This is a genomic window from Streptomyces africanus (assembly GCF_002150735.1).
GTDB classification, from domain to species: domain Bacteria; phylum Actinomycetota; class Actinomycetes; order Streptomycetales; family Streptomycetaceae; genus Streptomyces; species Streptomyces africanus.
Window position 1 is genome coordinate 16,353 of the sequence record NZ_MUKA01000212.1, and the last position, 26,291, is coordinate 42,643.

The 26,291-nt window shown below is 71.2% G+C and carries 25 protein-coding genes and 2 riboswitches; of the genes, 15 read left to right on the forward strand and 10 right to left on the reverse strand.

Annotated elements, in window-relative coordinates; all coding sequences use genetic code 11:
• The first annotated feature begins 64 nt into the window (after positions 1 to 64).
• The 4 genes from CCL05_RS24705 to CCL05_RS24720 all read left to right on the forward strand — a co-directional run bounded on the left by CCL05_RS24705 (position 65) and on the right by CCL05_RS24720 (position 3,590).
• Positions 65 to 832 carry an enoyl-CoA hydratase/isomerase family protein gene (locus tag CCL05_RS24705; RefSeq protein ID WP_086562680.1) on the forward strand — a complete coding sequence of 256 codons (768 nt, stop codon included), beginning with the start codon at positions 65 to 67 and terminating at the stop codon, positions 830 to 832.
• A 174-nt stretch (positions 833 to 1,006) separates the two neighbouring features.
• Positions 1,007 to 1,609, forward strand: a complete 603-nt coding sequence (locus tag CCL05_RS24710; RefSeq protein ID WP_086562714.1) for an ATP-binding protein — start codon at positions 1,007 to 1,009, stop codon at positions 1,607 to 1,609.
• A gap of 82 nt (positions 1,610 to 1,691) precedes the next feature.
• On the forward strand, positions 1,692 to 2,870 hold the full coding sequence (locus CCL05_RS24715) for a YncE family protein (protein ID WP_086562681.1): 1,179 nt from the start codon (positions 1,692 to 1,694) through the stop codon (positions 2,868 to 2,870).
• A 93-nt stretch (positions 2,871 to 2,963) separates the two neighbouring features.
• A complete protein-coding gene (locus CCL05_RS24720; protein ID WP_086562715.1) occupies positions 2,964 to 3,590 on the forward strand; it encodes an ADP-ribosyltransferase in 627 nt (208 codons plus the stop codon).
• Positions 3,591 to 3,683: 93 nt separating this feature from the next.
• Here the strand turns inward: CCL05_RS24720 and CCL05_RS24725 are convergent, their stop codons facing one another.
• Positions 3,684 to 4,052: a MerR family transcriptional regulator gene (locus CCL05_RS24725; protein WP_086562682.1), complete on the reverse strand. Its 369-nt coding sequence runs from the start codon at positions 4,050 to 4,052 to the stop codon at positions 3,684 to 3,686.
• Between the two features lie 80 nt (positions 4,053 to 4,132).
• Between CCL05_RS24725 and CCL05_RS24730 the strand changes: the two genes are divergently transcribed.
• The 4 genes from CCL05_RS24730 to CCL05_RS24745 all read left to right on the forward strand — a co-directional run bounded on the left by CCL05_RS24730 (position 4,133) and on the right by CCL05_RS24745 (position 7,437).
• The gene (locus CCL05_RS24730) at positions 4,133 to 4,942 is read left to right on the forward strand and encodes an alpha/beta fold hydrolase (RefSeq protein WP_086562683.1); all 810 of its coding nucleotides are present in this window, start codon (positions 4,133 to 4,135) and stop codon (positions 4,940 to 4,942) included.
• Positions 4,939 to 6,147 (forward strand): MFS transporter, encoded by a 1,209-nt coding sequence (locus CCL05_RS24735; RefSeq protein WP_208641611.1) that lies wholly within the window; start codon positions 4,939 to 4,941, stop codon positions 6,145 to 6,147. Before CCL05_RS24730 ends, CCL05_RS24735 begins: the two co-directional genes overlap by 4 nt.
• Before the next feature lie 114 nt (positions 6,148 to 6,261).
• Positions 6,262 to 7,176, forward strand: coding sequence for a MerR family transcriptional regulator (locus tag CCL05_RS24740; RefSeq protein WP_086562684.1), 915 nt, complete (start codon positions 6,262 to 6,264; stop codon positions 7,174 to 7,176).
• A gap of 48 nt (positions 7,177 to 7,224) precedes the next feature.
• Entirely contained in the window at positions 7,225 to 7,437 is a 213-nt protein-coding gene (locus CCL05_RS24745) for an EF-hand domain-containing protein (protein WP_020271014.1), read from the forward strand.
• A gap of 65 nt (positions 7,438 to 7,502) precedes the next feature.
• On the opposite strand, the gene CCL05_RS24750 is transcribed toward CCL05_RS24745, so the two are convergent.
• Entirely contained in the window at positions 7,503 to 8,294 is a 792-nt protein-coding gene (locus CCL05_RS24750; RefSeq protein WP_086562685.1) for an ABC transporter ATP-binding protein, read from the reverse strand.
• Positions 8,291 to 10,003 (reverse strand): 2-isopropylmalate synthase, encoded by a 1,713-nt coding sequence (locus tag CCL05_RS24755; RefSeq protein ID WP_086562686.1) that lies wholly within the window; start codon positions 10,001 to 10,003, stop codon positions 8,291 to 8,293. The genes CCL05_RS24750 and CCL05_RS24755 overlap by 4 nt, the downstream gene beginning before the upstream one ends.
• Positions 10,004 to 10,197: 194 nt before the next feature.
• Here CCL05_RS24755 and CCL05_RS24760 point away from each other — a divergent pair, with 194 nt between their 5' ends.
• Together CCL05_RS24760 and CCL05_RS24765 are read left to right on the forward strand one after the other, a co-directional pair.
• Positions 10,198 to 10,890, forward strand: coding sequence for a FadR/GntR family transcriptional regulator (locus tag CCL05_RS24760; RefSeq protein ID WP_086562687.1), 693 nt, complete (start codon positions 10,198 to 10,200; stop codon positions 10,888 to 10,890).
• A gap of 78 nt (positions 10,891 to 10,968) precedes the next feature.
• On the forward strand, positions 10,969 to 11,631 hold the full coding sequence (locus CCL05_RS24765) for an NADPH-dependent F420 reductase (protein ID WP_086562688.1): 663 nt from the start codon (positions 10,969 to 10,971) through the stop codon (positions 11,629 to 11,631).
• A gap of 11 nt (positions 11,632 to 11,642) precedes the next feature.
• On the opposite strand, the gene CCL05_RS24770 is transcribed toward CCL05_RS24765, so the two are convergent.
• The 7 genes from CCL05_RS24770 to gcvT all read right to left on the reverse strand — a co-directional run bounded on the left by CCL05_RS24770 (position 11,643) and on the right by gcvT (position 20,132).
• Positions 11,643 to 12,200 carry a GH25 family lysozyme gene (locus CCL05_RS24770; protein ID WP_086562689.1) on the reverse strand — a complete coding sequence of 186 codons (558 nt, stop codon included), beginning with the start codon at positions 12,198 to 12,200 and terminating at the stop codon, positions 11,643 to 11,645.
• Positions 12,201 to 12,284: 84 nt separating this feature from the next.
• Positions 12,285 to 13,514 (reverse strand): McrC family protein, encoded by a 1,230-nt coding sequence (locus CCL05_RS24775; RefSeq protein ID WP_086562690.1) that lies wholly within the window; start codon positions 13,512 to 13,514, stop codon positions 12,285 to 12,287.
• Positions 13,511 to 15,703: an McrB family protein gene (locus CCL05_RS24780; RefSeq protein WP_086562691.1), complete on the reverse strand. Its 2,193-nt coding sequence runs from the start codon at positions 15,701 to 15,703 to the stop codon at positions 13,511 to 13,513. Before CCL05_RS24780 ends, CCL05_RS24775 begins: the two co-directional genes overlap by 4 nt.
• Positions 15,704 to 15,791: 88 nt before the next feature.
• Entirely contained in the window at positions 15,792 to 17,159 is a 1,368-nt protein-coding gene (locus tag CCL05_RS24785; protein ID WP_086562692.1) for an L-serine ammonia-lyase, read from the reverse strand.
• A gap of 94 nt (positions 17,160 to 17,253) precedes the next feature.
• The gene (gene glyA, locus CCL05_RS24790; protein ID WP_086562693.1) at positions 17,254 to 18,516 is read right to left on the reverse strand and encodes a serine hydroxymethyltransferase; all 1,263 of its coding nucleotides are present in this window, start codon (positions 18,514 to 18,516) and stop codon (positions 17,254 to 17,256) included.
• 14 nt (positions 18,517 to 18,530) lie between these two features.
• Entirely contained in the window at positions 18,531 to 18,908 is a 378-nt protein-coding gene (gene gcvH / locus CCL05_RS24795) for a glycine cleavage system protein GcvH (protein WP_086562694.1), read from the reverse strand.
• A gap of 102 nt (positions 18,909 to 19,010) precedes the next feature.
• Positions 19,011 to 20,132, reverse strand: coding sequence for a glycine cleavage system aminomethyltransferase GcvT (gene gcvT / locus CCL05_RS24800; protein ID WP_086562695.1), 1,122 nt, complete (start codon positions 20,130 to 20,132; stop codon positions 19,011 to 19,013).
• A 37-nt stretch (positions 20,133 to 20,169) separates the two neighbouring features.
• Positions 20,170 to 20,277, reverse strand: a riboswitch (glycine riboswitch).
• Positions 20,278 to 20,378: riboswitch (glycine riboswitch) on the reverse strand. It lies immediately after the preceding riboswitch.
• Positions 20,379 to 20,561: 183 nt separating this feature from the next.
• Between gcvT and CCL05_RS24805 the strand changes: the two genes are divergently transcribed.
• The 5 genes from CCL05_RS24805 to CCL05_RS24825 all read left to right on the forward strand — a co-directional run bounded on the left by CCL05_RS24805 (position 20,562) and on the right by CCL05_RS24825 (position 26,219).
• Complete coding sequence (locus tag CCL05_RS24805) at positions 20,562 to 21,230, forward strand: AAA family ATPase (RefSeq protein ID WP_086562696.1); 669 nt, start codon at positions 20,562 to 20,564, stop codon at positions 21,228 to 21,230.
• A gap of 67 nt (positions 21,231 to 21,297) precedes the next feature.
• Complete coding sequence (locus CCL05_RS24810) at positions 21,298 to 22,092, forward strand: enhanced serine sensitivity protein SseB (RefSeq protein ID WP_086562697.1); 795 nt, start codon at positions 21,298 to 21,300, stop codon at positions 22,090 to 22,092.
• A 199-nt stretch (positions 22,093 to 22,291) separates the two neighbouring features.
• Positions 22,292 to 23,092, forward strand: a complete 801-nt coding sequence (locus CCL05_RS24815; protein WP_086562698.1) for an enhanced serine sensitivity protein SseB C-terminal domain-containing protein — start codon at positions 22,292 to 22,294, stop codon at positions 23,090 to 23,092.
• Positions 23,093 to 23,445: 353 nt separating this feature from the next.
• Positions 23,446 to 24,444: an ABC transporter permease gene (locus CCL05_RS24820; protein ID WP_086562699.1), complete on the forward strand. Its 999-nt coding sequence runs from the start codon at positions 23,446 to 23,448 to the stop codon at positions 24,442 to 24,444.
• 8 nt (positions 24,445 to 24,452) lie between these two features.
• Positions 24,453 to 26,219, forward strand: coding sequence for an ABC transporter substrate-binding protein (locus tag CCL05_RS24825; RefSeq protein WP_208641612.1), 1,767 nt, complete (start codon positions 24,453 to 24,455; stop codon positions 26,217 to 26,219).
• Positions 26,220 to 26,291 lie beyond the last annotated feature (72 nt).

Below are 26,291 nucleotides of genomic sequence, written 5' to 3' on the forward strand. Positions count from 1 at the left end.
ACGAGGCCCCGGTGTGACGGACAGCACCGGGGCCTCTCCCGTTAGCCCCCGTTAACCTGCTGCCATGACCGTCTCTCTCGAAGTCGCTGAAGGCGTCGGCACGCTCCGTCTCGACCGCCCGCCCATGAACGCGCTGGACATCGCCACGCAGGACCGGCTGAAGGAACTCGCCGAGGAGGCCGGGGCCCGCGAGGACGTGCGGGCCGTGGTGGTCTACGGCGGCGAGAAGGTGTTCGCGGCCGGCGCGGACATCAAGGAGATGCAGGCGATGGACCACACCGCGATGGTCCTGCGCGCCCGCGCCCTGCAGGACTCGTTCACGGCGGTGGCCCGGATCCCCAAGCCGGTCGTCGCGGCCGTGACCGGCTACGCGCTCGGCGGCGGCTGTGAACTCGCGCTGTGCGCGGACTACCGCATCGCCGGCGAGAACGCCAAGCTCGGCCAGCCGGAGATCCTGCTCGGCCTGATCCCCGGCGCGGGCGGCACCCAGCGCCTGGCCCGCCTGGTCGGCCCCTCCAAGGCCAAGGACCTGATCTTCACCGGCCGGATGGTCAACGCCGACGAGGCGAAGGAGATCGGCCTGGTCGACCGGGTCGTGCCCGCCGACGAGGTGTACGCGCAGGCGCACGCCTGGGCCGCGAAGCTGGCGCAGGGCCCGGCCCTCGCCCTGCGCGCCGCCAAGGAGGCGATCGACACGGGCCTGGAGACGGACATCGAGACGGGCCTGGCGATCGAACGGAACTGGTTCGCGGGCCTGTTCGCCACCGAGGACCGCGAGCGCGGCATGCGCAGCTTCGTGGAGGAGGGGCCGGGCAAGGCGAAGTTCCTCTGAAGGCCCCTCCCGGGGGTTGCAATTGACGCCCTGTCTGATCCGGGTCCCTCGATAGGGCGGTTCACGGCGGCCTTGAGGCAGCCTTGAGCGTGTCCGGCCGCGTGTCCGGGTCGCTTGCCCCGCGACGGGTCATCGCCTCAGGTCAGACGGGCCGTGGACGCCTCCGAAGTGCCCATGGCATATGTCGGAGGCTCGCCGCTCGGTCCCCCGCCCCCGGGGCCGTTTTCCCCGGGAACGGCCCCCAGGGGCCCTCCGGGCGGCCATGATGGGGGCATGGCGGGGCTGGAGGGTACGGAACAGCCGCGGGGGCACGCGCATGCGGCCGCGGCGCGCTGGTCGCCGACCGTCGAGGACGAACGCGCGCTGAAGGCGCTGGAGTTGTACGGCAATCCGACGGAGGCGGAGGTGTCGCTGCCGTCCCGCCCCGAGTCCGCGGCCACCGCCCGGCGGCTGACCCAGGTCGTCGTCCTGCGCCACTGGGGGCTCACCCCCAAGACCACGGAGGACGCCGTCCTGCTCGTCTCCGAGCTGGTGGGCAACGCCGTACGCCACACCGGCGCCCGGGTCTTCGGGCTGCGTCTGCACCGGCGCCGCGGCTGGATCCGCGTCGAGGTCCGCGACCCCTCCCGGGGGCTGCCCTGTCTGATGCCGGTCCAGGAGCTGGACATCAGCGGCCGGGGCCTGTTCCTCGTCGACAAGCTGGCCGACCGCTGGGGGGTCGATCTGCTGCCCCGGGGCAAGACCACGTGGTTCGAGATGCGCGTCAACGACCGCTAGGGGGTGTGACCTGCGCCGGCTCGCCCGGCCGCCGATCGGGCGAATCACCGGTTTCCCCGTGGACCCGACCTTAAATGGTGCAATGCACCGCCACCTTGTCAAAAGCGCCCTCGTCGCGGGCGCCGCCCTCGCCGTCCTCGCCGCCTGCGGCACCGGGGGCGGGGAACGGACCTCCGAGGCACGCGCCACCAAGGCCGCCGTGCCCGCGCCGCGCGAGAAGAAGCCCGTGCGGGGACTGCCCGGGATGCCGCCCGTCCTCGATCCCGAGGACGTGTACGCGGCCGACCGCCCGAACAAACTGTCCCCCGTGGTCAAGGACTTCCCGTCCCGGGTCTACGTACCCAACACCGGGTCCGACACGGTCTCCGTCATCGACCCGAAGACGTACGAGGTCATCGAGACCATCCCGGTGGGCCGCCAGCCCCAGCACGTCGTCCCCTCCTGGGACCTGAAGACGCTCTGGGTCAACAACAACCGCGGCCACACCCTCACCCCGATCGACCCGAAGACCGGCAAGGCGGGCAAGGAGGTCGAGGTCCACGACCCGTACAACCTCTACTTCACGCCCCACGGCAGGTACGCCCTCGTCATGGCCTCCCTCGACCGTGAACTGGTCTTCCGCGACCCGCACACCATGAAGATCAGGAAGACGGTCCCGGTCTCCTGCTACGGCGTCAACCACGCCGATTTCTCCCTCGACGGGCGCTACTTCATCGTCTCCTGCGAGTTCAGCGGCGAACTGCTCAAGGTCGACACCGAGAAGATGAAGGTCGTCGGGCAGCAGCGGCTGCCGTTCGAGGGAGCCATGCCGCAGGACGTGAAGGTCTCGCCCGACGGCAAGAAGTTCTACATCGCCGACATGATGGCCCACGGCATGTGGGTCCTGGACGGCGACAAATTCACCGAGCCCACCCTGATCCCCACCGGCAAGGGCTGCCACGGCCTGTACGTCAGCCGCGACTCCCGCGAGATGTACGTGTCCAACCGGGGCGAGGGCACGATCTCCGTCTTCGACTTCACACAGGACAAGCTGACCAAGAAGTGGCAGCTGCCCGACGGCGGCAGCCCCGACATGGGCGGTGTCTCCGCCGACGGCAAGGTGCTGTGGCTGTCCGGCCGCTACGACGGCGAGGTGTACGCCATCGACACCCGCACCGGCACCCAGCTCGCCCGCATCCCCGTCGGCAGCGGACCGCACGGCCTCGCGGTCTACCCGCAGCCGGGCCGCTACTCGCTCGGCCACACGGGCATCTTCCGGTGAGGGTCAGCAGCCGTCCACCGAGGGGCAGTTGACACGCCCCTGATCGAGTGAGGGTCCCCGGCGCGGCGCCGCGGACCCGCGATCGTGCACCTCGTGATCACCACCAGCATCCGGCGGCGCACCGCTGCCGCCGCCCTCTGTCTCGCGGCCGTCCTCACGACCACGGCCGCCACGCCCGGCCCGGCATCCGTGGCCTCCTCGCCTTCTGTGGCCACGGCCGCCGCCCCCGGACCGGCGGCCTGTCCCGTCCAGTTCGACGACAAGATCAAGGCCGCCGCCGACCGCCGGGTCCGGGTCGACCGCATCACCCCCGACCCGTCCTGGCGCACCAGCTGCGGCACCCTCTACCGCGCCGACGGCCGCGGCCCCGCCGTGATCTTCGAGCAGGGCTTCCACCCCAAGGACGTGGTGAACGGCCAGTACGACCTGGAGCAGTACGTCCTGGTCAACCAGCCGTCCCCGTATGTGTCGACCACGTACGACCACGACCTGTTCAAGAAGTGGAAGTCCGCCTTCAACTACTACGTCGACGCTCCCGGCGGAGTCGACGTCAACAAGACCATCGGCGACACCCACAAGTGGGCCGACCAGCAGGAGGTCGCCTTCCCCGGCGGCATCGCCCGCGAGTACGTCGTCGGCGTCTGCCCGGTCGACAAGCGGACCAGGACCGAGATCATGAGTGAGTGCGAGAGCAACCCGCACTACGAGCCCTGGCACTGAGCAGCACCTCCGAGCCCACGGGCCGGTAGCCGGCCGCCTGGAACGCCCGCAGACTACGGGCGTTCCCCGCGGCAGCGGCAGGTTGAGGCGGCCTCAGTGTCCCGGCGCCCCTGAGGGCGCGGCGGTGATGATGGTGTCGAGGATCGCGCGCGACGCCTGTAGATCTTCGATGGCACGGGTGATTCGCTCGCCCTCCCGTCGCAGTTGGGCGAGCAGGTCCGGGCAGGTGGGCACGAGGAGCTCGTCGTCCGCCCGGATGCACGGCAGGACCTGGGCGATCAGAGCGGTCGGAAGCCCGGCCGCCAGCAGACAGCGAATGCGGCGCACTGTCTCGACGTCCGACTCGCCGTAGATGCGGTAGCCGCTGGGCAGCCTGTCGGGCGTCAGGAGTCCTTGCTGTTCGTAGTAGCGCAGCAGCCGCTCATGGACCCCGGTACGCCGCACCATCTCCTTCATGCGCATGCCGCTCGCCTCATTCCTGCTCCCGTTGCCCACGCCGCGACTTGACTCTGACACTGATGTCGGAGTTTAGCGTCGGCGCCATGACCACTGATCACGCGCTTCCCACCCCTCACCTCGACGTTCTCGTGCAGGGGAGCGGCCCGGCACTTCTGCTCGCGCACGGCGCCGGCGGAGGCATCGAGGGGAACTTCGGCCTGGTCCTCGACGACCTCGCCCAGGACCACACCCTCGTCGGCCCGCACTACCCCGGGGCCGGTGGCTCCGCCGTGGCCATCGAACCCCTGGACCTGGACGACCTCGCCGACCGCCTGGTCGCGGCAGCCGTCGCGGCCGGCCAGGACTCGTTCGCCGTCCTCGGGGAGTCCCTCGGCAGCGCCGTGGCCGTCCGGATCGCCACACGGCATCCCCACCGTGTCCGAGCCCTCGTCCTCACCGCCGGTTTCGCTGCCGCCGACCCCGTCCTGGCGCTCGCCGCCCAGCTGATCAAGTCCCTGGCAGCCGCAGGTCAGTGGGAGGACGTGGCACGGCTCGCCCTTCTGTCCTGCATGTCCCCGGCGGACCTGGCGGACCTCGAACCGGCCGCCCTGGACGAACCGGTCGCCCAGACCCTGGCCGCGATGCCGCCGGGCATGCTGGACCACTTCGACCTGGTGTCCCGCGTGGACGTCCGGGCCGACCTGGCGAAGGTGTCCGCCCCCACCCTGGTCGTGGCGCCGACCGGCGACCGACTGGTGCTGCCCGAGAGCTCGTACCGTCTGGCGGCCGGCATCCCGGGCGCCCGGCTGATCGAACTGCCCGGCGCCGCCCACATCCTGAACCCGGCGGACCGGGCGACCTGGCTCCGGCACGTACGCGAGTTCCTCGCCGCACTCCCCGCCACGTCGGCGTGAGCGCACCACTCCTCACGGATCAGGCCGGTCCGCCCACGAAGCCGCCGGCCCGGCGCCGGGCCGGCCTGCTCGTTCTCGCCACCACGACCTTCGTCGTCGTCACCACAGAGTTGCTGCCGGTCGGACTGCTGACACCGATCAGCGACGATCTGGGAGTCGCGCGATCACGGGTGGGGCTGCTGGTCACCGTGTACGCCTTCACCGTCGGACTGACCGCGGCTCCGCTCACCCACTGGACCGCCGGCTGGCCGCGCAAGCGCCTCTACATGACCGTGAGTGCGGTCTTCTCCCTCGGCACCGTGCTCTCCGCGGCCGCGGAGAGCTACCCGACACTGGCGATCGGCCGGTTCCTGTGCGGAACGGCGCACGGGGTCTTCTGGTCGATCGTCGCCGGATACGCAGCCGCGCTCGCCACGCCCGGCCGCTCGGGCCGCACAACAGCTGTCGTCTTCGCCGGAAACTCAGCGGCCCTTGTCCTGGGCGTTCCCCTGGGCACAGTCCTCGGCGGCGTCGTCGGATGGCGCGGTGCCTTCTGCGCCGCGGCGGCCCTAGGTCTCGGGACACTCGCCGCCGCCCGGCGACTCTTGCCGGACATTCCCCACCGTCCCGCCCCGCCGCAGTCGACAGGACTCGGCGGCGCGCTGCGCCTGCTCGGCCTACGACGCATGGTGACAGCAACCGCGCTGCTCATCCTCGGACACTTCACCGTCTACACCTACGTGACCCCCCTCCTGCACGACGCTGCCGCCTTCAGTGAGGCCGCCACCAGCATGCTCCTGGCCTTGTACGGACTGACGGGCTTCCTGGGGACATGGCTCGGCGGTGTCCTGGTGGACCGTCGCCCGCACACCGTCCTGCTCGGCACCATCGCCCTGATGGCCGGCTCACTGGTGCTGCTCGGTGCGAGCATCCGACTGCAGCCACTCGCTGTGGCGGCCGTCGCCCTATGGGGCGTTGCCTTCGCCGCGCTGCCGGTGACGTTGCAGTCGAGCGTTCTCCACCTGGGAGCCACCGCGCCCGACGCCGCGTCCTCCTGGTACGTCGCCGCGTTCAACCTGGGCATCGGAGGAGGAGCCCTGGCCGGGGGGCTGCTGAGTACCATCCCGGTGGGGATGCTCCCGTGGATGGCGCTGATCCCCGTGGTACCGGCCTTCGTCTTCGCCTGGACCACACGGCCGGCCTTCCCGCATCCACAGTCGCGGTGAATACCAGCGCGGCGCCGGGCAGCAGCACGCCGAAGGTGTCCGACGTATGTCCCCCAGAGTGTCCGCCACGTGCTCCTTGAGTCTCCACCCACTGGAAGGCCCAGACTCCCAGACATGATCGACGACGGCACCGGCCTGCTCACCATCGGCGAACTGGCCCGGGTCACCGGGCTGACCGTGCGCACCATCCGGTACTGGTCCGACGAGGGCGCGCTGCCCCCGGTGGCCCGGTCCGCGGGAGGTTACCGGCTGTACGACGCCGCGTCCGTGGCCCGCCTGGAGCTGATCCGCACCCTGCGCGAACTCGGCCTCGGCCTGGCGGACGTCCACCGGGTCCTGGCCGGCGAGACGACGCTCGCGCAGGTCGCTGCCGCCCATGTGGTCGCACTGGACGCGCAGATCCGGTCGCTCAGGGTGACCCGTGCGGTGCTGTCGACGGTGGCCAAACGTGGTTCCGGTGCGGAGGAGATGACACTCATGAACAGACTGGCACGGCTCTCGGCGGCCGAACGGCGGCGGATCGTCGAGGACTTCATGGCGGAGATCTTCGAGGGGATCGACACGGCCGACCCGGACATCCGGAGCAGGCTGCGCTTCGCGGCGGCCAACCTGCCCGACGACCCCACGCCCGAGCAGGTGGACGCCTGGGTGGAACTCGCCGAGCTGATCCAGGACCCCGGCTTCCGCGCGCAGATGCGGCAGATGATCGAGTTCAACGCGGCGGACCGGGGGCCGGACGTCCCGGCCGGTTCGTCCCTGTGGTTCATGAGCCGGCTCGTCCGGCTCGCGGCGCAGGCACGGCAGCGCGGCATCGCCCCCGAGGCGCCGGAGGCCGACGATGTCCTGAGGGACCTGCTCGGCGACACCGACCGGGCCGCCGTACTCGAACGCCTGACGGCCGCCTTCAACGTACGGGTCGCCCGCTACCGCGAACTGCAGGCCATCGTCAACGGCCTCGACCCCCAGCCGACCCACGACGAGGAGTTCGCCTGGGTGGTCGCCGCGCTGGAGGCGCGCACGGGCAGTTAACCTGACCTGCGTCAGCAAGACCTGAAACACGAGAGTAGGGGCGGATCGGTGGCGGACATCGAGGAAGCACGCAAGCAGTTCGAGCGGATCGATACGGACGGTGACGGATTCATCACCGCTGCCGAGTTCAAGACCGCCCTGGCCCGGTCCGGCGACTGGAACGTCACCGAGTCGGTCGCCGAGGTCGTCATCAAGACCCGCGACCTCGACGGCGACAAGAAGCTGAGCTTCGACGAGTTCTGGGCCTACCTGAACAAGTGACGCCGGCGCTTCAGCTGCCGCGGGGCGTGGGGCCCGGTCCGTCCACGGACGGACCGGGCCCCTCGTCACGCCCGCCGGGTCGTGCGGACGCTCCAGCGGCCGTCGTGCCGTTCCAGCGCCAGCGGCAGGTCGAAGCACGTGCCGAGCCGGTCGGCGGTCAGCACCCCGGCGACCGGGCCGCCCGCCAGCGGACGCCCCTCGCGCAGCAGCAGGGCGTGCGTGGTGTGGGCCGGCAACTCCTCCAGGTGGTGGGTGACCAGGACCGTCGCCAGGTGCGGATGCTCCCGGCGCAGCTCCCCGAGGGCCCCGAGCAGCTGCTCCCGGCCCGGCAGGTCCAGGCCGGTGGCCGGCTCGTCGAGGAGCAGCAGCCGGGGCTCGGGCATCAGCGCCCGGGCGATCAGGGTCCGGCCGCGCTGCCCCTGGGAGAGCGTGGGCCAGCGCGCCTCACGGTGCTCGGCCAGCCCCAGCGTCCGGATCAGCCGCTCCGCCCGCTCCCGCTGCTGCGGCGCAGGACGCCACCGGGGCAGCGGCTCCACCGAGTTGGTCAGGCCGGTCAGGACGACGTCCCGTACCCGCAGCGGTGAGGTGAGCGGATGCCGCGGATCGACATGCCCGACGTGCGCGCGCAGCTCCCGCAGGTCGACCCGGCCCAGCCGGTGGCCCAGCACCTCCACGCAGCCCCGGGTCGGGTGGACGAGCGCGCCGAGCAGAGCGAGCAGGGTCGACTTGCCCGCGCCGTTGGCGCCGAGCAGCGCCCAGTGCTCCCCGGCCCGGACGGTCAGCGACACCTCCGCCAGGATCGGCCGGCCGTCGCGTACGACGTGGACGTCCTCGGCACGCAGGACGACCGGCGTCACCGCAGCGCCCTGTTCACCGCGGACAGCACCGCCTGCACCGAGGCGCCCGGAGACGAGGAGTCCCGGCCCGCGCCCCAGCACGTCCTGCCGCCGACACGGCACTCGGCGAAGGCGTCCGTGACCTCGTCGCCGCTCTGCTCGCAGAAGTCGAGCACGTCGACGCTGATCCCGGCACCGGCCAGCGCGTCGACGAACGCGGAGACCGGGCCGCCGCCGGTGCCCTCGTAGTCGCCGGTGCGGTCGCCGGTGCGCAGCGTGCACACGAAGCGGTGGCCGCCGGCCTCGTCCCGGTGCACGGACCAGGCCTCCAGCGCGACCTCCCCGTCCGCCACCAGGTACGTCGCCCGGAACAGCGCGTACAGCTCCTTCGGCGTCATCTCCCGCCCGCTGTCGTCCGTCGCCTCCTGCACGGCCCGGGAGAAGTCCGGCCGCATGCGCGCGGGCAGGTCGACGCCGTGGTGGGTGCGCAGCAGGTAGGCCATGCCGCCCTTGCCCGACTGCGAGTTCACACGGATCACCGCCTCGTAGGAGCGGCCCACGTCGGCCGGGTCGATCGGCAGGTACGGCACCGACCAGGGCGCCTGCCGCTCGGGCACGCCCAGCTCCCGGGCCCGCTCGGCGTGCCGGGCCAGGCCCTTGCTGATCGCGTCCTGGTGGGTGCCCGAGAAGGCGGTGTGGACGAGCTCCCCGGCGTACGGGTGGCGCGGGTGCACGGGCAGCCGGTTGCAGTGCTCGACCGTCTCCCGGACGGTGTCGATGTCCCGGAAGTCGATCATCGGGTCGACGCCCTGCGCGTACAGGTTGAGCGCCAGGGTCACCAGGTCGACGTTGCCGGTGCGCTCCCCGTTGCCGAACAGGCAGCCCTCGACGCGCTGGGCGCCGGCCAGCACGGCCAGTTCGGCGCAGGCGACGCCGGTGCCGCGGTCGTTGTGCGGGTGCACGGAGAGGATCACGCTGTCGCGGCGGGACAGGTGGCGGTGGACGTACTCGATCTGGTCGGCGTAGACGTTCGGCGTCGCGATCTCCACGGTCGCCGGCAGGTTGTGGGTGACCGGCCGGTCCCAGCTCGCGTCCCACAGCTCGGTCAGCCCGTCGCACAGGTCCAGGACGTAGTCGGGCTCGGTCAGGTTGAAGGTCTCCGGGGAGAACTGGAAACGGACGGACGAGGCCCGGTCCGCCCGGCGGGCCATGTGCTCGGCGGCCTCCCGCACGGTCCGCCGCACCTCGGCCCGGTCCCGCCCCAGGACGACGTCCCGCCACACCGGCGAGGTCGCGATGTACAGGTGCACGACAGCCCTCGGCAGCCCCTCGATCGCGTCGAAGGTGCGGTCGATCAGGTCCCGGCGGGCCGGGGTGAACACGACGGGCGTGACATCGTCCGGCACGGCACCGGAGGTCGCCAGGTGCCGCACGAAGTCGAAGTCGGTGCGGCTCGCCGAGGGGTAGCCGACCTCGATCTCCTTGAAGCCCATGCCGGTCAGCAGGTCGAAGAAGCGGCGCTTGCGGGGCGTGTCCATCGGTTCGGCGAGGGCCTGGTTGCCGTCGCGCAGGTCGACGGGGACCCAGAGGGGAGCGCGTTCGATCCGGGCGGCGGGCCAGTCGCGGTCCGCGGCGGGAACGTGCACGCGCTCCTGGAAGGGGCGGTAGCGGTGGCAGGGCATGGGGCCCGGGCGCTGGGGGTTCCAGGCCGGGGCAGGGGTGGTGGTCATCGTCGGCTGTGGCCTTCCGGCTCGGTCGGACGGTGACCGGCAGCACGGCGCCCCGCGGCGGGGTGCCGGTCGCGTCAGGCCCCGCCGCGGCAGCCGAGAAGAAGACCGCGGAAGATCATGCGCAGTACGCTATCCACCACTCAGGTCCTCAGACAAGTGGAAACCTCCCACTCCTCAGACAAGTTGGTGAAGCCATGCCGCTGGGCTCCGTCCGCCCCAGCCCCCTGGTCGAGCAGGCCACCGCACGGCTGCGCGAGCAGATCGCCGGCGGCGCCTGGCCGGTCGGCACCCGGCTGCCCGGGGAGACGACGCTGGCGAAGGAGCTGGGCGTGGGCCGCTCCACCGTCCGCGAGGCGCTGCGCGCGCTGGCCGGAGCCGGGCTGGTCCGGTCCCGCCAGGGCGCCGGGGTCTTCGTCATCGCGACCGAGCCGGTCGAGGACTGGCCGACCCGGCTGCGCCGGGCCGCCGTGACCGACGTCTACGAGGTCCGGATGGCGGTCGAGGTGCACGCTGCCCGGCTCGCCGCGCGCCGTCGCACCCCCGAGGACGTCACGGCGCTCCGGGCCGCACTGGAGGGCCGCCGGGCCGCCGGCACGGCCGGCGACGCCGCCTTCGTCGACGCGGACATCGCCTTCCACGCCGCGGTGATCGCCGCCGCCCACAACCCGGTGCTCGCCGACCTTTTCGCCGAGTTCAGCCCGGTCCTGCGCGAGGGCCTGATCGAGCTGCTGTCCCTGACCGGCCTGCGCGCCGACGACCCCGACACCGGCGACGAGGCGCACGAGGCACTCGTCCGGGCGGTGGCGGACGGGGACGCGGAGGGAGCGGCGGAGGTACTGCGCGGCGAACTGGAGGATCCCTTCACACCTTCCCGGAAGGCGGAATAGCCCCTTTGCCCCGACGGTTGACCTGATCACGAAGCTGGCCAGGAACTCCTGACCCCCCTGGAAGGGCGAGGCGAGGACATGAAGATCGGCATCATCGGAGCGGGCAACATCGGCGGCAATCTGACCCGGCGGCTCACCGCCCTCGGTCACGACGTGTACGTCGCGAACTCCCGCGGTCCGCACACGCTCACGGCCCTGGCGGAGGAGACCGGCGCGACACCCGTGACGGTCGAGGAGGCCCCGCGGGGCGCCGAGATCGTCGTCGTCACGATTCCGCTGAAGGCGGTCCCGGACCTGCCGTCCGGCCTGTTCGACGAGGCTTCCGACGGCGTCGCGGTCATCGACACCGGCAACTACTACCCCCGCCAGCGCGACGGCAGGATCGCCGCGATCGAGGACGAGGGCCTCACCGAGAGCCGCTGGACGGAGCGGCAGCTCGGCCACTCCGTGATCAAGGCCTTCAACGGCACGTACGCCCAGGACATCCTGGACCGCCCGCTGCCGGCCGGCGACCCCGGCCGCATCGCCCTCCCGGTGGCCGGAGACGACGCGGCGGCCAAGCGCAAGGTGCGCGACCTGATCGACGAACTCGGTTTTGACACCGTCGACGCGGGCGGTCTCGACGACTCCTGGCGCCAGCAGCCCGGCACCCCGGTCTACGGCCTGCGCGGCGGCGTCGAGGCGGTCACCAAGGCCCTGGCGGAGGCGTCCCCGGAGCGCACGGCGGAGTTCAGCGGCTAGAGGGGGTCCGTCTAGGCGTCCTGGGCCCAGTTCCGCAGCGCCGCCTTGTTCTCGAAGGCGGCCACGTTCCTGTCCAGCGGGTCGTCGGTGTACTGGTGGAATCGCCACTTGGCCTTGATGCGCGGCTTCCCGGCACTGACGTAGTCGGCGATCCACAGGCCGTCGCCCGCGTAGGACGTCGTGTCGATGTTCAGCCAGAAGTGGCGATTCGCGTAGAGGATGACCTGGTTGTCCGGCCGGCGGTCCTTCAGCTTCCGGATGAACAGGTCCTTCTCCGCGTTGCTCGCGTGCGTCCCGTTGCTGGTCGTCTCCCAGTCGACGGCGAGGATGTCGCCCGGGCGGTCCGGGGCCTTGGCGAGGAAGTACTCGGCCTGGGCGGTGAGGTTGCCGGGCCACAGGAAGTGGTAGAAGCCGACGACCAGACCCGCGTCGCGGGCCCGCTTCGTCTGGGCGGCGAGTCTGGGGTTGACGTAGGAACGCCCCTCCGTCGCCTTGACGAAGACGAAGGAGAGGCCGTCGGTGTCGTAGGAGGAGGACTGGTAGGCGCTCACGTCGATGCCGCGCAGCATGGGGGCTCCCTGAAATGCTGGTGGGGGAGGGGAGTTGGTGCCTACCACCATGGCACGGCCTGCTGCGGCACCGGCGTGGAAATGTCAACTCGGGCGGATCGCCGGGTGGATGCCGGCCGCCGTGGCGGTGATCCGGGCAGCCAGCTCGGCGACGGCCGCGAGGAGTTCGGCCGGTGGGCGGGCGAGGTCCAGGGCGTGGGCCGTGACCGTGATGCCGGAGCGGCGGATGACGTGGTCGGCCGGGCCGTCCCGAGCGGTGGCGGCGTAGACGAGGTGGCCGTGCGGCAGGCCGAGCGCGGTGCAGTAGCCGAGCAACTGGCCGAGGTGGTCGGTGGAGGGGGCGGGCCTGTCGAGGAAGACGTACTTCGCGTCCACCACGGAGACGGGGCGGCCCGCCCGGTACAGCACGATGTCCGGACGCAGACGCACCCTGCGGGCCTCGTCCAGGCGGTGGTGTCCCTCCTGCCCGGCGCACCGGATCCCCTGCCGGGCGAGGGTGTCGCCGAGCGCCACGGTGAGGAACCGTTCGAAGACGTCCGGCAGGTCGAGCAGGAAGCCGTCCGCCGCGGTGGGAGAGCCCCCGGACGGCTGGACGGAGCGGGCGGACAGCACCAGTTCGGCCAGCCGCAGGACGCGCGTGTAGCGGGCGTTGAGGCGGTTCGGCGTCCAGCGGGGCAGCGGCGCGCCGGGGTGGAGGGGACGGACGCCCGTGAGGCGGCCGGCCAGGTGGCGCAGGGTCAGGGCGGTGCGCCGGGGGACTGACGGGAGCCGGGCGGCCAGGTGCAGGGCCGTGAGCAGGACGCGGTTCTCGGCGATGTCCGGGGTGTGGTCGTCGTAGCGCACGGCGACGGGCAGCGGCAGGCCGACCCGGCGCAACTGGTCCGCCGTGCGGATCCGGCCGCGGATCAGGGGCAGGTCCTCCTCGACCGTGCGGTAGCCGTGCAGCACTCCCGTGTCGAGGGTGCGGCGGGCGGTGCGGGCGAGCAGGTCGGCGACGGCGGGCAGCAGCTCGTCCGACTCGGCCGCCGTGACCGGCTCGGGCCGCCAGGGGTCGCCGGGGGAGTAGGAGAGCAGGAACAGCAGGTCACGGACCGGGAGTTTGGGGCGCAGGTGCAGCTGGACGGTCCCGCCGGACGGCGTGCGCAGGCGCACCAGGCCGACCTTCTGGTTCCCCCGCAGGCGCCAGCGTCCGCCCGCCGCCGGGGTGAGCCGGACCAGGTCCGGCACGCCGAGCAGCCCGGCGATCTGGTCGCCGGTCAGCTCCCGCACGGTGCCGGGGCCGGTCTCCCGCACGGTGAGGTCGAGGCCGGTCACGCGTCCTCCAGGTCCGGCCCGAGCGCCGCACGCAGGGCGGGCAGGCCGTACTCCTCCTCCACGTCGACACCCGTGCCGTAGAGCTGGTCCTCCAGCAGGGGCAGGATCTGGGTGCGCCACACGAGGTCGAGCCCCTCCGGCCGGGCCGCGGCGGGCTTCATCAGGTACGACGGCCCGATCGCCCGGTCGGCGTCACCGAGCCGGGCGTTGAGCTCGTCCAGCAGCCGGGCCGCGGTGTCCGGCAGTCCGCGCTCGCGCAGCCAGCGGTCCAGCAGGCCCCGGACCGGCGGTTTCTCGGGGGAGAGGCGGCGGAAGGCGAAGCGGCGGCGCATCGCCGCGTCGACGAGGGCGATCGAGCGGTCGGCGGTGTTCATGGTGCCGATGAGGAACAGGTTGTCCGGCAGGGTGAACGGGGCGTGCGGGCTGTACTGGGTGGTGACGGGCTCCTCGCGGTACTCCAGCAGGAAGTACAGCTCGCCGAAGACCTTCGCCAGGTTGGCCCGGTTGATCTCGTCGACGACCAGCACGTACGGGTTCGCCGGGTCCTTCGCGGCGCGCTCGGCGAGCAGCCGGAACGGCCCGGGCACGACGTCGAACACCACCGAGCCGCCCTCGCCCCGGACGGGACGGAACCCCTCGAAGAAGTCCTCGTAGGTGTACGAGGGGTGGAACTGCACGAGCTCCACCCGGTCGGGGCCGGCGAGATGCCGGGCGAGGGCGCGGGCCAGGTAGGTCTTCCCGGTGCCGGGCGGGCCGTGGAAGACGAGCTGCCCCTGTTCCTGGAGCTGTTCGGCCGTCTCCCGCAGCCAGTCCAGCGGCATCAGCAGCCGTGCGGCCAGCTCCTCGGTGACCGGCGGCAGTTCCAGTGCCTTGGTGACGTCGACGTCGACGAGCTCCTCGGCGACCACGTCCTCCAGCCCGGCCCGCTCGGCGAGTTCGGCCGCGACGCTGCTGATGTCGTAGACCGTCGGCGGCAGGGGCAGCCGGGCCTGCACGCGCTCGGGCAGCTCCGCGCGGACCAGCGGCCGCTCGGCGGTGGCCCAGCGCACCGGCCGGCGCCGGGCGTTGTCCGGGCCGTCCGAGACGTCGTACGCGGCCGGGCCCTGGACCGTGCCGACATGCACCTCGTCGGGAGTGACGGTGACGACCAGGTCGCCCGGCTGCATGAGGGTGAGGAAGGCGTGCAACTGGTACGCGGCCTGCGCGCGCAACTGGGCGCTGGCCTCCGGCATCGCCTCGGCGACGGCCCGCTGGACGTCCTGCTTGGCGGAGCCGGCGGCGATCTCCGGGATCTCCCGCCAGGACATCGAGCAGTAGCCGCGCCGCAGCCAGTCGGGGATGAAGTTGCGCCCGTCCACGTTGTACCCGCGCACCAGCCAGCCGCGCTGCTCGTGCTCGACGGCACCCGTGCGCCATCTGCGCACCCAGGGCTCGTCGTAGAAGTCGACCGGTTGCCCGGTCTGCGCCTGGAGCGTCCGGCACAGTTCCAGCAGGTCGTGGTCGGCGTCGCCGCTGGGCTCGGGGAGTTCGTCCGCGAACGCCGTGACGATCTCCTGCTTGTGACGGGCGCTGGCGATCGGCTGATACGTCTCCGGGAACAGCAGGAACAGCAGGACGTGGATCTGCGCACGCCCCTTCTTGTGCCCGACCGACTCCTGGATGGCCAGGCACAGGGCCCTGAAGCCCCAGGGGTCCTCGAACGCCGCTTCCCGCCCGGCCGGGGTCATCGCGGCGAGCCGCTCCACCAGCAGGACCAGGATCTGGAACTGCGCCCACCGGTAGTTCAGAAACCCCTGGCCGCCGTGCAGGAAGCCCTTCAGGCCGGGCTCCAGATCGTGCGGAACGGCCACCGGACGGCCGGCCCAGGACAGCACCTCGCCGAGGATCTGCCGCTTCTTGGCCAACCCGATCTGCTCGGGCACCAGCGGCGCCATGTTCACGAACAGCAGCTCGGCGGCGAGGACGACCGTCGCGTCGGGCGCGCCGTCGAGCTGGCGTCGCAGCTTGACCAGGAAGGTGTCCGAGGACTCGTCCGGCTGGTCCACGAACCGGACCCGCAGATCGGAGGCCGTCGCCCCGGTCCAGGCCGGCACCTCCGGCGCGAACGCGGACCTGCCGCTCAGCAGTCCCTCGCGGAAAACCCGCCGCACCGCCGCCACGACATCGGTGCTCTCCGGCCGCCTCGCCACTGTGCCCCACCCCCTGGTGCTCGGTGGCCCCAGCTTAGGAGGGGGATGTGACAGACAGACAGACAGACAGACGGCCGACCGGGACAGGTCAGCACTCGATGATGTTCACCGCCAGCCCGCCCCGGGCCGTCTCCTTGTACTTGACCGACATGTCGGCGCCGGTGTCCTTCATCGTCTTGATGACCTTGTCCAGGGACACCTTGTGGGAGCCGTCGCCGCGCATCGCCATGCGCGCCGCCGTGACGGCCTTCACCGCGGCCATGCCGTTGCGCTCGATGCACGGGATCTGGACCAGTCCGCCCACGGGATCGCAGGTCAGGCCGAGGTTGTGCTCCATGCCGATCTCGGCCGCGTTCTCGACCTGTTCCGGCGAGCCGCCGAGGACCTCGGCCAGCGCGCCCGCCGCCATCGAGCAGGCGGAGCCGACCTCGCCCTGGCAGCCGACCTCGGCACCGGAGATGGACGCGTTCTCCTTGAACAGCATGCCGATCGCGCCCGCGGCGAGCAGGAAGCGCACCACGCCCTCCTCGTCGGCGCCCGGCACGAAGTTGACGTAGTAGTGCAGGACGGCCGGGATGATGCCGGCCGCGCCGTTCGTCGGGGCGGTGACGACCCGGCCCCCGGCCGCGTTCTCCTCGTTGACCGCCATCGCGTAGAGGGTGATCCACTCCATGGCGAGGGCCTTCGGGTCGCCCTCGGAGCGCAGTTTGCGGGCGGTGTTCGCGGCCCGGCGGCGCACCTTCAGACCGCCCGGCAGGATGCCCTCGCGGGACATGCCGCGCGCCACGCACGCCTCCATGACCCGCCAGATCTCCAGCAGTCCGGCGCGGATCTCCTCCTCGGTGCGCCAGGCCCGCTCGTTCTCCAGCATCAGCGCCGAGATGGACAGGCCGGTCTCCTGGGCCGTCCGCAGCAGCTCGTCGCCCGTGCGGAAGGGGTACTTCAGCACGGTGTCGTCGAGCTTGATGCGGTCCGCGCCGACCGCCTCCTCGTCGACGACGAAGCCGCCGCCGACCGAGTAGTACGTCTTCGTCAGCAGCTCCGCGCCCGAGGCGTCGTACGCCCACAGGGTCATGCCGTTCGCGTGGTACGGCAGGGCCTTGCGGCGGTGCAGGACCATGTCGTCGTCGTAGGAGAACGCGATCTCGTGCTCGCCCAGCAGGTTCAGCCGGCCGCCGGCCCTGATCGTCTCCACCCGCTCGTCGGCCTTCTCCACGTCCACCGTGCGCGGTGAGTCGCCCTCCAGGCCGAGCAGCACCGCCTTGGGCGTGCCGTGGCCGTGGCCGGTGGCGCCGAGCGAGCCGTAGAGCTCCGCGCGGACCTTCGCGGTCGGGGCCAGCAGCTCCTCGTTGCGCAGCCGCCGGGCGAACATCCGGGCCGCGCGCATCGGGCCGACGGTGTGGGAGCTGGACGGGCCGATGCCGATCGAGAACAGGTCGAAGACCGAGATGGCCACGGGGACTCCTGACTACGGGGGTGGTGCAAGGGGTGGTGCAGGGGGACAGGGCGCCCCGCCCACGCGGAACGGGGCGCCCTGAAAGGTTTCTTCGTTATGTGTGCGAACCCGGGTACAGCGGGTGCTTGTCGGCCAGGGTCTTCACCCGGGCCTTGAGCGCCTCGGCGTCGTAGGACGGCTTCAGCGCCTCGGCGATGACGTCCGCGACCTCCGCGAAGTCCTCGGCCGTGAAGCCCCGGGTGGCCAGGGCCGGTGTGCCGATCCGCAGACCCGACGTCACCATCGGCGGGCGCGGGTCGTCGGGGATCGCGTTCCGGTTGACCGTGATGCCCACCTCGTGGAGGCGGTCCTCGGCCTGCCGGCCGTCCAGCTCCGAGTGGCGCAGGTCGACCAGGACCAGGTGCACGTCCGTGCCGCCGGACAGGACGTCCACGCCCACGGCCCGGACGTCGTCCTTCACCAGGCGCTCGGCCAGGATGCGGGCACCCTCCAGCGTACGGCGCTGGCGCTCCTTGAAGTCCTCCGAAGCGGCGACCTTGAAGGCGACCGCCTTGGCCGCGATCACATGCTCCAGCGGACCGCCCTGCTGACCGGGGAAGACAGCGGAGTTGATCTTCTTGGCGAGTTCGGCCGTGGAGAGGATCACACCGCCGCGCGGGCCGCCCAGCGTCTTGTGGGTGGTCGTGGTCACCACGTGCGCGTGCGGTACGGGGTTCGGGTGCAGCCCCGCCGCGACGAGCCCGGCGAAGTGCGCCATGTCGACCATCAGGTACGCGCCGACCTCGTCCGCGATCCGGCGGAACTCCGCGAAGTCCAGCTGCCGCGGGTAGGCCGACCAGCCCGCGACGATCAGCTTCGGCTTGGACTGCTTGGCCAGCCGCTCGACCTCGGCCATGTCGACCCGGCCGTCCTCGCCCACGTGGTAGGCGACGACGTCGTACAGCTTGCCGGAGAAGTTGATCTTCATGCCGTGGGTCAGGTGCCCGCCGTGCGCGAGGTTCAGACCCATGATGGTGTCGCCCGGCTTGAGCAGCGCGAACATCGCGGCGGCGTTGGCCTGGGCGCCCGAGTGCGGCTGCACGTTGGCGTGCTCGGCGCCGAACAGCTCCTTGACGCGGTCGATCGCGATCTGCTCGACCACGTCGACGTGCTCGCAGCCGCCGTAGTAGCGGCGGCCCGGGTAGCCCTCGGCGTACTTGTTGGTGAGGACCGAGCCCTGCGCCTCCATGACCGCGACCGGAGCGAAGTTCTCCGAGGCGATCATCTCGAGCGTGGACTGCTGCCGGTGCAGCTCGGCGTCGACCACGGCGGCCACGGCCGGGTCGAGCTCGTGCAGGGGTGTGTTCAGGAGGGACATACGGCTATGACTCCTCAGCCGGCGGAGAACGCGGTGTACTCGTCGGCGGAGAGCAGGTCGCCCGGCTCGTCCGTGACCCGCACCTTGAACAGCCAGCCGCCCTCGAAGGGGGCCGAGTTCACCAGCGACGGGTCGTTCACCACGTCCTCGTTGACCTCGGTGACCTCACCGGAGACGGGGGAGTAGAGGTCGGACACCGACTTGGTCGACTCCAGTTCGCCGCAGGTCTCGCCCGCGGACACCGTGTCGCCGACCTCGGGGAGCTGGACGAAGACCACGTCGCCGAGCGCGTTGGCCGCGTGCTCCGTGATGCCGACCGTCGAGACGCCGTCCTCGGCGGCCGACAGCCACTCGTGCTCCTTGCTGTAACGCAGCTGCTGGGGGTTGCTCATGGCCTGGATTCTCCTGTACGCGCGGGAGTGCTGTGGAAGGGGGGACTGCTGATGATCTGGGACGACGGACAACGGGGTCGCTGCCACGGCCCCGGCCAGTGTCTACTTCTGGCGCTTGTAGAACGGCAGCGCCACGACCTCGTACGGCTCGTGACTGCCCCGGATGTCCACGGCCACGCCGGGTGTGCCGGGCGCGGCGTGCGCGGCGTCGACGTAGGCCATCGCGATCGGCTTGCCGAGCGTGGGGGAGGGGGCGCCGGAGGTGACCTCGCCGATCACCTCGCCGCCGGCGACGACCGCGTACCCGGCGCGCGGGACCCGGCGGCCCTCGGCGACGAGCCCGACCAGGACACGCGGCGGGTTCTGCTCGGCCCGGGCGGCGGCCTCGCGCAGGGCCTCGCGCCCCACGAAGTCGCCCTCCTTCTCGAACTTCACCACCCGGCCGAGCCCGGCGTCGAACGGCGTGAGGGAGGTGCTCAGCTCGTGCCCGTACAGCGGCATGCCCGCCTCCAGGCGCAGCGTGTCGCGGCAGGACAGCCCGCACGGGACGAGCCCGGCACCCTCGCCCGCCTTGGTCAGGGCCTGCCACAGCTCGACCGCGTGCTCCGGCTTCACGAACAGTTCGAAGCCGTCCTCGCCGGTGTAACCGGTGCGGGCGATCAGGGCCGGGACACCCGCGACCGTGCCGGGCAGCCCGGCGTAGTACTTCAGGCCGTCGAGGTCGGCGTCGGTCAGGGACGCCAGGATCCCCGGGGACTGCGGCCCCTGGACGGCGATCAGCGCGTAGGCGTCCCGGTCGTCGCGCACCTCGGCGTCGAAGCCGGCGGCGCGCTCCGTCAGCGCGTCCAGGACCACCTGGGCGTTGGAGGCGTTGGCGACCACCATGTACTCGGTCTCGCCCAGCCGGTAGACGATCAGGTCGTCGAGGATGCCGCCGTCGGCCCGGCAGATCATGGTGTAGCGGGCGCGGCCGGGCTTGACGCCGCCGATGTTGCCCACCAGGGCGTAGTCGAGCAGGGCGGCGGCCTGCGGGCCGGTGACGGTGATCTCGCCCATGTGGGAGAGGTCGAAGAGCCCGGCCTTCGTGCGCACGGCGGTGTGCTCGTCGCGCTCGGAGCCGTAGCGCAGGGGCATGTCCCAGCCGGCGAAGTCGGTCATCGTCGCGCCGAGCGAACGATGCAGGGCATCGAGCGCGGTGTGGCGGAGTTCTCCTGTACTGCTCATCGGTCGGTCGTCTCCAAGGGATGACGGGCGAGGTCGTTCCTCCCCATCTGTCATCGGAACCTGAGAGGTTCGCCATGACCACACGGGCCATGGCTTGCACCTTGGGTGGGACCACCGAGGACGGCGGCCCGCTTTTCAGATGTGCCTCGCCCGCGCGGTAACGGGGCCTGAGAGATTCAAGGGAGGGACTTGCTCCTTCGGCGCCCCAGCGTCGGACGGTGCTGGGGACTCTCCCGCGCGGATTCAAACGGCCGGTATGCAGTTGGCGCGCACATCATTGCACGCATCGTCGGGGGGTGGCAGGGGGACCACCCTGTAGCAGGGCTGTTGCGGGAAGAGGACTAAAACCAGAGACATCGGGCATTACCTTCTCTTTACACTCGGCGGGGATGGGACTGAAGTACCTGGCCCCAGGGGAGGACGATCACGGTGAACAGGACCACCGCGTACGCCACGACGTCGGGCATCGCGCTGCCCGAGCAGCCGGCCGCTCCGGCACGCGCGGCCTGCGGCCCGCTGCCGGTGCCGGTCGTCCGCGATCTGCGCGAGCGCCAGGGCCGCGGCCCGCACGCGCTGCTCTTCGGCCCCCGCGACCTCGTCGTGGTCACGGGCCTGCCCGGCAGCGGCAAGTCCACGCTGATGCGGCGCACCGTGCCCGGCCGGCGCATCGACTCCCAGGACACCCGCGACCGCTGGGACAGCCGCATGCCGCGCTTCCTGCCGTACGGGGTCTACCGCCCGCTCGTCCGCCTCGCCCACTACGCCGGGCTGCGCCGCGCCCTGCGCACCGGCGAGGGCGTCGTCGTGCACGACTGCGGCACCCAGGCCTGGGTCCGCCGCTGGCTGGCCCGCGAGGCCCGCCGCCGCGGCGGCACCCTGCATCTGCTCATGCTCGACGTCAGCCCCGAGGAGGCCCTGGCCGGCCAGCGCGACCGGGGCCGCGGTGTCTCGCGGTACGCGTTCCTGCGGCACCGCGCGGCGGCGGGCCGCCTGCTGCGCTCCGTGGAGCGGGGCGAACTGCCCGCGGGCTGCGGCTCGGCGATCCTCGTCGACCGGGACGCCGCGGGCACCCTGCGCCGGATCGGGTTCACGGGCTGACCGCCGGCGGCCGGGGAGCCGTTAGCCTTTTGAGCCACAGCAGTGGTTCCAGGCAGGCGGTAGGCAGATGGACTTCCCGGCGGACTTCTCCGCGGACTTCCCGGCGCAGACGCAGGGCCACCCGCACGGCGGGTGGCCCGGCAACGAACTGGAGGAGGTGCTCTCGGCCTCCCTCGGCGCCGGGCCGTCGGCCGGCGGGCGGATCGTCGAGGTGCTCGGCCGGAGTTTCGTGTGGGTGCCCCTGCCGAACGGCGGCGGCCCGCAGAGCGGCCCCCTCGACCTGCCCGGCATCGAGATCGAGGGCCAGGCGTACGTACCGGTGTTCAGCTCCGAGGAGCAGTTCCGCCAGGTCGTCGGCTCCCACATGTCGTTCACGATCGCGCCCGCCGTGGAGTTCGCCCGTGGCCTGCCCCCGCACGCGGGGATAGCCGTCAACCCGGGCGGCGTGGTCGGCATACCGCTCCCGCCGCCCGCGGTGGCCGAGCTCTGCCGGGCCGGCCGGACCCCCCTGGACGGCCCCGCGAGCGGCGGCCGGGTCCGCCTCTTCGAGCCCGACTGGCAGGACGACCCGGTGGACTTCCTCGCCGCCGCCTCCGCCGAGTTCGAGGCCGTCGGCGTCGTCCTCACCGCCCGCCGCTGCCTCGCCGCGATCGAGACCGCCGACCCGGTGATGTTCGTGGGCGTCGAACTCTCCCAGTGGGAAGGCGACCTGCGGGCCCTTCCCCTGGAGGCCCTGTCCCGTGCCGTGACCCGGTGCCCGGCCCCGTGGCAGGTCAACCTGGTCCTCCTGGACGTGGCGGAGGACCCGGTGGGCACGTGGATGAGAGACAGGGTCCGGCCCTTTTATCAGCGGAGCCTGTAAACGCCCTCAGGGGCAGCGTCCCCAGGGGCGCGGGGCAGTGACATCATGCGGCTCCGCCGCGTGGGCGCGACAAGCCACGAACGACCCGCACTCGCGAGACGGCACAAAGACCCGAGCTCCCAGGCGGGCTTAAGCTCCTGGCCCCCGGACGGGCTTAAGCTAGGTCACGGTCGAGGCGTTGTACGAAGGGGCGGTAAAGGTGAGCGCGAGCGGCACGGCCGCGGCCGGACAGGTCGAGCACATGCTGCGCCAGGTCACGCCCGGGCGTTACGACGCCTACGAGGCACTCCTGCGCGCGCTCGCGACCCCGCACACCGGCCAGATCTGGATGCTCCTCTGGCACGGCCAGGCGGGCTCCCCCGACGCCCAGTACGGGAACATGGAGGTCGACGGCCACGGCTACGCCCCCTGCGTGACCTCCGCACAGGAACTCTCGGCCAGCGGCTGGAACCGCAGCTACGAGGTGATCGACGGTGTCGACGTCGCCCGCGCCCTCTACCCCGACCACTACGGCCTCTGGCTCAACCCGCACGCCCCGGGCGGCGGCGTCGGCATCCCCTGGCTCGATCTGCGCCGGATCGCCACGGGCCTGGACCGCCAGCCTGCCGGCCCGCTGCGGCTGTCCGAGCCGGCCATCGAGCTCCCGCAGTTCTACGCCCTGCTCGCGCAGAACGCCCACCGCACCCCGGCCGTCCGCTCGCTGCGCCGGGCCTGGGTGCAGCCCGCGCTGGGCGCGCCGTATCTCGCCATCGGACTGGATGTGTACGACACCTCGCCGCCGGCCGTGGATTCCGTGCGCGCGATGATGCAGCAGTCCCTCGGTGCCGTACCGGACGGGCTGCCCGTCTCGACCGTCGCCATGTCCGACGAGCACGACCCGGTCGCCATGTGGCTGCGCGAGAGCGCCCGCCCCTTCTACGACCGCGAGGCCCACGCCACCGCCCCCGTCCAGGCACCCGCCTCGGGCTACGGATACCCCCCGGTCCAGGGCCGCTACTGACCCGCCTCGCGGGCCTCCCGCGGACCGTCCGACGGTCCCTGTTTATCCACCCTCGAACGCGACCCGCTCTCAGCTCTCCGCGCGTAGATAGGGGTGAAAACGGCAGGTCTGTCCTAAAATTCTCCCATCTCGGCGCGTCCGACCCCCGTTACCCACTGTCCGGATAACGGAACCCCGCAGACAGCATCACGTTTACGCATCCTTTCACCGCCAAGTCTGGCAACAGATCGCCAAAGCGTTGAAGACTCCCCGCAAGACACGGGCCGGGTCGGTCTCGTGTACGAGACAAACAAACCGCTACAGCGGCAGCCAGGGGCTCGGCGATCGCCGGCCCGAGAGGGGTCAATCGCACCGTGACCGCACCGATCGAGACCACCGGGGCGGAAGCCGGAGCACAGCCCGAGGCCGTGCTCTCCGGGGTCAAGAAGAGCCAGATCGAAGGGCGCTCGCTCACCCAGATCGCCTGGATGCGCTTCAAGCGGGACAAGGTGGCGATGGCGGGCGGCATCGTCGTCATCCTGCTCACGCTGCTGGCGGTGTTCTCCAAGCCGATCCAGTGGATCTTCAACCTGGATCCGAACAAGTTCAACCAGGACCTCATCGACCCCGCGCTGCTCGCCCCCAAGGGCGGCTGGGGAGGCATGAGCTGGGACCACCCGCTCGGCGTGGACCCCCAGTACGGCCGGGACATGCTCGCCCGCATCATCGACGGCTCCTGGGTCTCCCTCCTGGTCGCGGGCGGCGCCACGCTGCTGTCCGTGTGCATCGGCACCGTGCTCGGTGTCATCGCCGGGTACTACGGCGGCTGGATCGACAGTGTCATCAGCAGGCTGATGGACACCTTCCTCGCCTTCCCGCTGCTCCTGTTCGCCATCTCGATCTCGGCCTCCGTGCAGGACGGGTTCTTCGGTCTCGAAGGCCTGTCCCTGCGCATCAGTGTGCTGATCTTCGTGATCGGCTTCTTCAGCTGGCCGTACATCGGCCGCATCGTGCGCGCCCAGACGATGACCCTGCGCAAGCGGGAATTCATCGAGGCCGCCACGAGCCTCGGGGCACGCGGTCCGTACGTCCTGTTCCGGGAGCTCCTCCCGAACCTCGTCGCGCCGATCCTCGTCTACTCGACGCTGATCATCCCGACGAACATCCTGTTCGAGGCCGCGCTGAGCTTCCTCGGTGTCGGTATCGCTCCGCCACAGGCCTCCTGGGGCGGCATGCTCAGCAACGCTGTGGATCTCTACACGGCTGATCCGCAGTACATGTTCGTGCCCGGACTGGCGATCTTCATCACCGTCCTGGCCTTCAACCTGCTGGGTGACGGGCTGCGTGACGCCCTCGACCCTCGCAGCAAGTGATCCATCGAATGAGGGGGCTTCCTCAGGTGAAGACGAGAAGGGTGACCGCCGGCGTTGCGTCGGTCCTGGCGCTGTCGCTGGGTGCTGCCGCGTGCGGCGGCGGAGGTGACGACAACGACGGGGGAGGCAACGGCAAGAAGGACGCCGCGCTGAACTCGATCGTCAACGCGTCGAGCAAGAAGGGCGGGACAGTCACGTACGAGCACTCGGACGTGCCCGACTCCCTCGACCCGGGCAACACGTACTACGGCTGGGTGCAGAACTTCTCCCGCCTCTACGGCAGGACGCTCACGTCGTTCAAACCGGCGGCGGGCAAGGAAGGCCTGGAGATCGTGCCGGACCTCGCCGAGGGACTCGGCAAGTCCAGCCCGGACGCCAAGACCTGGACGTACAAGCTGCGTGCGGGTGTGAAGTTCCAGGACGGCACCGAGGTGACGTCCAAGGACGTGAAGTACGCCATCGAGCGCTCCAACTTCGCGCCCGAGGCCCTGTCCAACGGCCCGACGTACTTCAAGTCGTACCTGGAGGGCGGCGACAAGTACAAGGGTCCCTACAAGGACAAGTCCCCCGAGGGCATCAAGTCCATCGAGACGCCGGACGACCGGACGATCGTCTTCAAGCTGAAGCAGCCGTTCGCCGACTTCGACTACCTGGCGACGTTCTCGCAGACGGCGCCGGTGCCGCAGTCGAAGGACACCGGTGCGAAGTACGTGCAGGCGATCCAGTCCACCGGCCCGTACCAGTTCCAGTCCTACGAGGAGGGCCGCGGCGCCACCCTCGTGCGCAACCCGCAGTGGGACGCCAAGACGGACCCGGTCCGCAAGGCCCTGCCGGACAAGATCTCGATCAAGTTCAAGGTCAACCCGGTCACGGTCGACAACGACCTGCTCTCCGACAAGATCACAGCTGACGCGGCCGGCACGGGTGTGCAGCCGCAGACCCAGCCGAAGGTGCTGCGCGGCAAGTACGTCAACCAGACGGACAGCTCGTATGCCGGTGCGACGCAGTACATCGCGCTGAACCTGAAGGTCGCCCCGTTCGACAACATCCACTGCCGCAAGGCCGTGCAGTGGGGCCTCGACAAGCAGTCGGTGCTCGACGCCATGGGCGGTTCGCCGAAGGGTGACGTGGCGACCACGCTGCTGCCGCCGTCGGTCAACGGCTACACCAAGTTCGACACCTACGCGACCGAGGGTCACAAGGGTGACGTGGCCAAGGCCAAGGCGGAGCTGAAGGCGTGCGGCAAGCCGAACGGCTTCAGCACGATCATGACCGCTCGCTCCGACCGCCCCGCCGAGGTGGCGCAGGCCACGGCCGTCCAGGCGTCGCTGAAGAAGATCGGCATCAACATCGAGATCAAGCAGTTCCCGGCCGGTAAGTACTTCTCCAACTTCGCCGGTGTCCCGAGCTACGTTCACAAGAACAAGCTCGGCATGCTGTCGATGGCGTGGGGCGCGGACTGGCCGACCGGCTACGGCTTCCTCGACCAGATCATCAACGGCGCCGCCATCAAGCCCTCGGGCGGCAACAACCTGATGGAGCTGGACGACCCGAAGATCAACAAGGCCCTGTCGGACGCGATCGCCAACACCGACGACGCGGCCCGCACCAAGGCCTGGGGCCAGATCGACAAGATGGTCCAGGACAACGCCTCGGTCGTCCCGGTCATCTACCGCAAGAACCTGCTGCTCCGGCCCACGTCCGCGACGAACGTCACGGTCACCCAGGCCTACCTCGGTATGTACGACTACCTGCTGATGGGCTCCTCGAAGTAACCAGCAGGCCGGATCCTTTCGAAAGGCAGGTGAAGGCACTGGGTGGCCGCGGCGGACAATCCCGCCGCGGCC

What these genes read in the sequence shown, in the direction of transcription:
- CCL05_RS24705 (WP_086562680.1), top strand. Translation starts at nt 65, where the DNA reads ATGACCGTCTCTCTCGAAGTCGCTGAAGGCGTCGGCACGCTCCGTCTC.
- CCL05_RS24710 (WP_086562714.1), top strand. Translation starts at nt 1,007, where the DNA reads ATGGCATATGTCGGAGGCTCGCCGCTCGGTCCCCCGCCCCCGGGGCCG.
- CCL05_RS24715 (WP_086562681.1), top strand. Translation starts at nt 1,692, where the DNA reads ATGCACCGCCACCTTGTCAAAAGCGCCCTCGTCGCGGGCGCCGCCCTC.
- CCL05_RS24725 (WP_086562682.1), bottom strand. Translation starts at nt 4,052, where the DNA reads ATGCGCATGAAGGAGATGGTGCGGCGTACCGGGGTCCATGAGCGGCTG.
- CCL05_RS24730 (WP_086562683.1), top strand. Translation starts at nt 4,133, where the DNA reads ATGACCACTGATCACGCGCTTCCCACCCCTCACCTCGACGTTCTCGTG.
- CCL05_RS24740 (WP_086562684.1), top strand. Translation starts at nt 6,262, where the DNA reads ATGATCGACGACGGCACCGGCCTGCTCACCATCGGCGAACTGGCCCGG.
- CCL05_RS24755 (WP_086562686.1), bottom strand. Translation starts at nt 10,003, where the DNA reads ATGACCACCACCCCTGCCCCGGCCTGGAACCCCCAGCGCCCGGGCCCC.
- CCL05_RS24760 (WP_086562687.1), top strand. Translation starts at nt 10,198, where the DNA reads ATGCCGCTGGGCTCCGTCCGCCCCAGCCCCCTGGTCGAGCAGGCCACC.
- CCL05_RS24765 (WP_086562688.1), top strand. Translation starts at nt 10,969, where the DNA reads ATGAAGATCGGCATCATCGGAGCGGGCAACATCGGCGGCAATCTGACC.
- CCL05_RS24770 (WP_086562689.1), bottom strand. Translation starts at nt 12,200, where the DNA reads ATGCTGCGCGGCATCGACGTGAGCGCCTACCAGTCCTCCTCCTACGAC.
- glyA (WP_086562693.1), bottom strand. Translation starts at nt 18,516, where the DNA reads ATGTCCCTCCTGAACACACCCCTGCACGAGCTCGACCCGGCCGTGGCC.
- gcvH (WP_086562694.1), bottom strand. Translation starts at nt 18,908, where the DNA reads ATGAGCAACCCCCAGCAGCTGCGTTACAGCAAGGAGCACGAGTGGCTG.
- gcvT (WP_086562695.1), bottom strand. Translation starts at nt 20,132, where the DNA reads ATGAGCAGTACAGGAGAACTCCGCCACACCGCGCTCGATGCCCTGCAT.
- CCL05_RS24810 (WP_086562697.1), top strand. Translation starts at nt 21,298, where the DNA reads ATGGACTTCCCGGCGGACTTCTCCGCGGACTTCCCGGCGCAGACGCAG.
- CCL05_RS24825 (WP_208641612.1), top strand. Translation starts at nt 24,453, where the DNA reads ATGAGGGGGCTTCCTCAGGTGAAGACGAGAAGGGTGACCGCCGGCGTT.